A 4,884-nucleotide genomic window follows, 5' to 3' on the forward strand; every position below is an offset into this window, starting at 1 on the left:
AGCCCACCCCGCCCAAGCCCACGCCCGAGCCTGCCGCGCCCGAATTCGACAGCTCGCAGCTGTCCAGCCAGATCGCCAGCCTGGAGGCGGAGCTGTCCCACGAACAGCAGCTGTACGCCAAGCGGCCCCGTATCCACCGGCTCAACGCCGCCTCGACCATGCGCGACAAGGGCGCCTGGTACAAGGAGGAATGGCGCAAGAAGGTCGAGCGCATCGGCAACCTGAACTACCCCGACGAAGCGCGTCGCCAGCAGATCTATGGCAGCCTGCGGATGATGGTGTCGATCAACCGGGACGGCTCGCTGTACGAGGTGCTGGTGCTCGAGTCGTCCGGCCAGCCCCTGCTGGATCAGGCGGCCCAGCGGATCGTCAGGCTGGCGGCGCCGTTCGCGCCGTTCACCGGCGACCTGGCAGAGTTCGACCGCCTGGAGATCATCCGCACCTGGCGTTTTGCGCGGGGGGATCGGTTGTCCAGCAATTGAAGGGCAAGTGGCGTTGGGCAGGGGTTCGTCAAAACGTTCAAGGTCTGGTATCGAATGTGCGAATTTACGGCCCCTACGGGGCCGCTCCCACAGTGACCGCGATAGCCTGCAACTCTGCGGTGGGACTACGGGTGTAGGAGCGGCCCCTGTGCCGCGATCGGCCCCGCAGGGGCCGTACACCCCGCCATGCCTGCCCCGCAGTCAAGCGCCCCAGTATCAGCCATGACCTAGCTTTTAAGCTTGTAGCTCGCAACTTGCAGCTCACAGCTCGCCATTCACCCCTTGTAACGCCCCACCCCACAGCCCACCTTGCGGCCTGCCCCACCTGGCGCCACACTATCAAGTATGAAAAACCATACCCCCAGCTACCTCAAGCATCAGTTCCTGATCGCCATGCCCCACATGAGCGACCCGAACTTCGCCCATACGCTGACCTACATCGTCGAGCACAATGCCAACGGTGCGATGGGGTTGGTGGTCAATCGTCCGCAGGAGCTGAGCCTGGCCGACATCCTCGAGCAACTGCGCCCGGACGAGGAGCCTTCGCCAGGTTGCCTGCATGTGCCTATCTACCAGGGCGGCCCGGTGCAGACCGAGCGGGGCTTCGTGCTGCACAGCCAGGACGCCGGCTACGAAGGCACCGTCGAGCTGCAAGGCGTTTCGCTGTCGACGTCCCAGGACGTGCTGTTCGCCATCGCCGAGGGCACTGGCCCCCGACAGAGCCTGATCACCCTGGGGTACGCCGGCTGGGAAGCCGGCCAACTGGAGGCCGAGCTGGCCGACAATGCCTGGCTGAACTGCCCGTTCGACCCGCGCATCCTCTTCGACACCCGCAGCGACGAGCGCCTGGCCGCCGCGGCCCATAGCCTGGGGATCGACCTGAACCTGCTGACCCACCAGGCGGGGCACGCCTGATGGCTGAGGTGCGTCTCTTGCTGGGCTTCGATTACGGCACCAAGCAGATCGGCGTGGCGGTGGGCCAGGTGGTCACCGGGCACGCCCGCGAACTCTGCACCCTGAAGGCCCAGAACGGGGTCCCGGACTGGGCCCAGGTCGAGCGCCTGGTCGCCGAATGGAAACCCGACGCGATCGTGGTGGGGCTGCCCCTGAACATGGACGGCACGCCCAGCGACATGAGCGCGCGTGCCGAAAAGTTCGCCCGCCGCCTCAATGGCCGCTTCAACCTGCCGGTGCACACCCACGACGAGCGCCTGACCACCTTCGAGGCCAAGGGCGAGCGCCTGGCCCGGGGCGGCCAGCGCGGCAGCTACCGCGACAACCCCGTGGACGCCATCGCCGCGGCCTTGCTGCTGCAAGGCTGGCTGGACGCCAACGCCGGACAATGATTCGACATCGGTTTAAGGCCGGGCCCACCCGGCTTCTTGAGGAGCAAGCATGAGCCTACCCAATCCCGCCGAGCTGATTCGGCAGATGGCCGTGGACCTGCGCGCGCACCTGACGCGCCGCGCCATCGACACGCCTCGCTTCATCGGCATCCGCACCGGCGGTGTCTGGGTCGCCCAGGCCCTGCTGGCCGAACTGGGCGATGACAGCCCCCTGGGCACGCTCGACGTGTCGTTCTACCGCGACGACTTCAGCCAGAACGGCCTGCACCCCCAGGTACGCCCTTCGGAACTGCCGTTCGAGATCGAAGGCCAGCACCTGGTGCTGGTGGACGACGTGCTGATGAGCGGGCGCACCATCCGCGCCGCGCTCAACGAACTGTTCGATTACGGTCGCCCTGCCAGCGTCACCCTGGTCTGCCTGCTCGACCTCGATGCCGGCGAACTGCCGATCCGCCCCAACGTGCTCGGCGCCACGCTGTCGCTGGATGCCCACGAGCGGGTAAAATTGTCCGGCCCCACGCCGCTCGCCCTCGAGCGCCAGGACCTTGCCCCTGCCACCGCCCCTTGAGAACCCTCGCGATGACGCCACTCGACGCCAAGCGCCCGCTGCAGCTCACCGATCAGGGCCAGCTGCGCCACTTTCTTTCGCTCGACGGCCTGCCGCGTGAGCTGCTGACCGAAATCCTCGACACCGCCGACTCCTTCCTCGAGGTCGGCGCGCGTGCCGTCAAGAAGGTCCCGCTGCTGCGCGGCAAGACGGTCTGCAACGTGTTCTTCGAGAACTCCACGCGCACCCGCACCACCTTCGAGCTGGCCGCCCAGCGACTGTCGGCCGACGTGATCAGCCTGAACGTCTCGACCTCCTCGACCAGCAAGGGCGAGACGCTGTTCGACACCCTGCGCAACCTCGAGGCCATGGCCGCCGACATGTTCGTGGTGCGGCACTCCGATTCGGGCGCGGCGCACTTCATCGCCGAGCACGTGTGCCCGGACGTGGCGGTGATCAACGGCGGTGACGGCCGTCACGCGCACCCGACCCAGGGCATGCTCGACATGCTCACCATTCGCCGCCACAAAGGCAACTTCGAGCACCTCTCGGTGGCCATCGTCGGCGATATCCTGCATTCGCGCGTCGCGCGTTCGAACATGCTGGCGCTCAAGGCGCTGGGCTGTCCGGACATCCGCGTGATCGGCCCCAAGACCCTGCTGCCGATCGGCATCGAGCAGTATGGCGTCAAGGTCTACACGGACTTGTCCGAGGGGCTGAAGGATGTCGACGTGGTGATCATGCTGCGCCTGCAGCGCGAGCGCATGGCCGGTGGCCTGCTGCCCAGCGAGGGTGAATTCTACCGCCTGTTCGGCCTGACCACCGCGCGCCTGGCCGCGGCCAAGCCGGACGCCATCGTCATGCACCCAGGGCCGATCAACCGAGGCGTGGAAATCGAGTCGGCGGTGGCTGACGGGGCGCACTCGGTCATTCTCAACCAGGTCACCTACGGCATCGCCGTGCGCATGGCGGTGCTGTCCATGGCCATGAGCGGGCAGACCGCGCAACGTCAATTCGCTCAGGAGAACGCCCTGTGAGCATCAGCATTCTTGGCGCGCGGGTCATCGACCCCAGCAGCGGGCTGGACGCGGTCGCCGACCTGCACCTGGACCAGGGCAAGGTCCTGGCGATCGGCCAGGCGCCTGCCGGCTTCGATGCGCAACGCGTCATCCAGGCCCAGGGCCTGGTGGCCGCCCCCGGCCTGGTCGACCTCGACGTGGCCCTGCGCGAGCCGGGCTACAGCCGCAAGGGCAGCATCGCCAGCGAAACCCGTGCCGCGATCGCCGGCGGCGTCACCAGCCTGTGCTGCCCACCGCAGACCAAGCCGGTGCTGGACACCTCGGCCGTGACCGAGCTGATCCTGGACCGGGCACGGGACGCCGGCCACAGCAAGGTCTTCCCGATCGGCGCGCTGACCAAGGGCCTGGAAGGCGAACAGCTGGCCGAGCTGGTCGCCCTGCGCGATGCCGGTTGTGTGGCCTTCGGCAATGGCCTGACCAGCATCGGCAACAACCGGACCCTGGCGCGCGCGCTGGAGTACGCCGCGACCTTCGACCTGACGGTGATCTTCCACTCCCAGGACCGCGACCTGGCCCAGGGCGGGCTGGCCCACGAAGGGCCGATGGCCAGCTTCCTCGGCTTGCCGGGGATTCCTGAAACGGCCGAGACCGTGGCCCTGGCGCGCAACCTGCTGCTGGTCGAGCAGACCGGCGTGCGGGCGCACTTCACGCAGATCACCAGCGCCCGCGGCGCGCGGCTGATCGCGCAGGCCCAGGCCCTCGGCCTGCCGGTGACCGCCGACGTGGCGTTGTACCAGCTGATCCTGACCGACGAGGCCCTGCGCGACTTCTCCAGCCTGTACCACGTCCAGCCACCACTGCGTACCGCCGCCGACCGCGACGGCCTGCGCGAGGCGGTGAAGTCGGGGGTGATCCAGGCGATCTCCAGCCATCACCAGCCCCACGAACGCGATGCCAAGCTGGCCCCTTTCGGCGCCACCGAACCGGGCATCAGCAGCGTCGACATCCTGTTGCCGCTGGCCATGACGCTGGTCGAAGACGGCCTGCTGGACCTGCCGACGCTGCTGGCGCGCCTGACCCGAGGCCCGGCCGAGGCCCTGCGCCTGCCGGCGGGTGCATTGAAAGCAGGCGCGGCGGCCGACCTGGTGCTCTTCGATCCCAAGGCATCTACCGTCGCTGGCGAGCAATGGCATTCGAAAGGGCAGAACTGCCCGTTCATCGGCCATTGTCTGCCGGGTGCGGTTCGCTACACGCTGGTCGATGGGCGGGTGTGTCACGAGGGATGAGCGGGTGTTGGGCCGAGGTGTTGTGAAAGGCTCGGGGGCAGTGGCGACGTTGCGAATCTGGGGCCGCTTTGCGGCCCATCGCGGCACGGGGGTGAACTGGCTTAATGATTTTGGACACCTTCTTCGGACGCTATAATGGCGTCCAATTGGAGGCAAAATCAGTGCGCAATTCTTATTCGAAAGAACACAAAGTTCAAGCTGCTG

At 67.3% G+C, this 4,884-nt stretch carries 6 protein-coding genes; all 6 read left to right on the top strand.

What is annotated here, in order from left to right; translation table 11 throughout:
• The coding region (locus G7Z99_RS19490) for an energy transducer TonB (protein ID WP_181096769.1) at positions 1-482 on the top strand (482 nt) is incomplete at its 5' end.
• Positions 483-827: 345 nt separating this feature from the next.
• Positions 828-1,397: a YqgE/AlgH family protein gene (locus G7Z99_RS19495; protein WP_181096771.1), complete on the top strand. Its 570-nt coding sequence runs from the start codon at positions 828-830 to the stop codon at positions 1,395-1,397.
• Positions 1,397-1,828, top strand: coding sequence for a Holliday junction resolvase RuvX (gene ruvX, locus G7Z99_RS19500; protein ID WP_181096773.1), 432 nt, complete (start codon positions 1,397-1,399; stop codon positions 1,826-1,828). The genes G7Z99_RS19495 and ruvX overlap by 1 nt, the downstream gene beginning before the upstream one ends.
• Before the next feature lie 49 nt (positions 1,829-1,877).
• Positions 1,878-2,396 carry a bifunctional pyr operon transcriptional regulator/uracil phosphoribosyltransferase PyrR gene (pyrR, locus tag G7Z99_RS19505; protein ID WP_181096775.1) on the top strand — a complete coding sequence of 173 codons (519 nt, stop codon included), beginning with the start codon at positions 1,878-1,880 and terminating at the stop codon, positions 2,394-2,396.
• Positions 2,397-2,407: 11 nt separating this feature from the next.
• Positions 2,408-3,412 carry an aspartate carbamoyltransferase catalytic subunit gene (locus tag G7Z99_RS19510; RefSeq protein WP_181096777.1) on the top strand — a complete coding sequence of 335 codons (1,005 nt, stop codon included), beginning with the start codon at positions 2,408-2,410 and terminating at the stop codon, positions 3,410-3,412.
• A complete protein-coding gene (locus G7Z99_RS19515) occupies positions 3,409-4,680 on the top strand; it encodes a dihydroorotase (protein WP_181096779.1) in 1,272 nt (423 codons plus the stop codon). Before G7Z99_RS19510 ends, G7Z99_RS19515 begins: the two co-directional genes overlap by 4 nt.
• Positions 4,681-4,884: the final 204 nt, after the last annotated feature.

This window comes from Pseudomonas entomophila, from assembly GCF_013523165.1.
GTDB lineage: Bacteria > Pseudomonadota > Gammaproteobacteria > Pseudomonadales > Pseudomonadaceae > Aquipseudomonas > Aquipseudomonas entomophila_A.

Coding starts and splice junctions, on each gene's coding strand:
- G7Z99_RS19495 (WP_181096771.1), top strand. CDS start 828: ATGAAAAACCATACCCCCAGCTACCTCAAGCATCAGTTCCTGATCGCC.
- ruvX (WP_181096773.1), top strand. CDS start 1,397: ATGGCTGAGGTGCGTCTCTTGCTGGGCTTCGATTACGGCACCAAGCAG.
- pyrR (WP_181096775.1), top strand. CDS start 1,878: ATGAGCCTACCCAATCCCGCCGAGCTGATTCGGCAGATGGCCGTGGAC.
- G7Z99_RS19510 (WP_181096777.1), top strand. CDS start 2,408: ATGACGCCACTCGACGCCAAGCGCCCGCTGCAGCTCACCGATCAGGGC.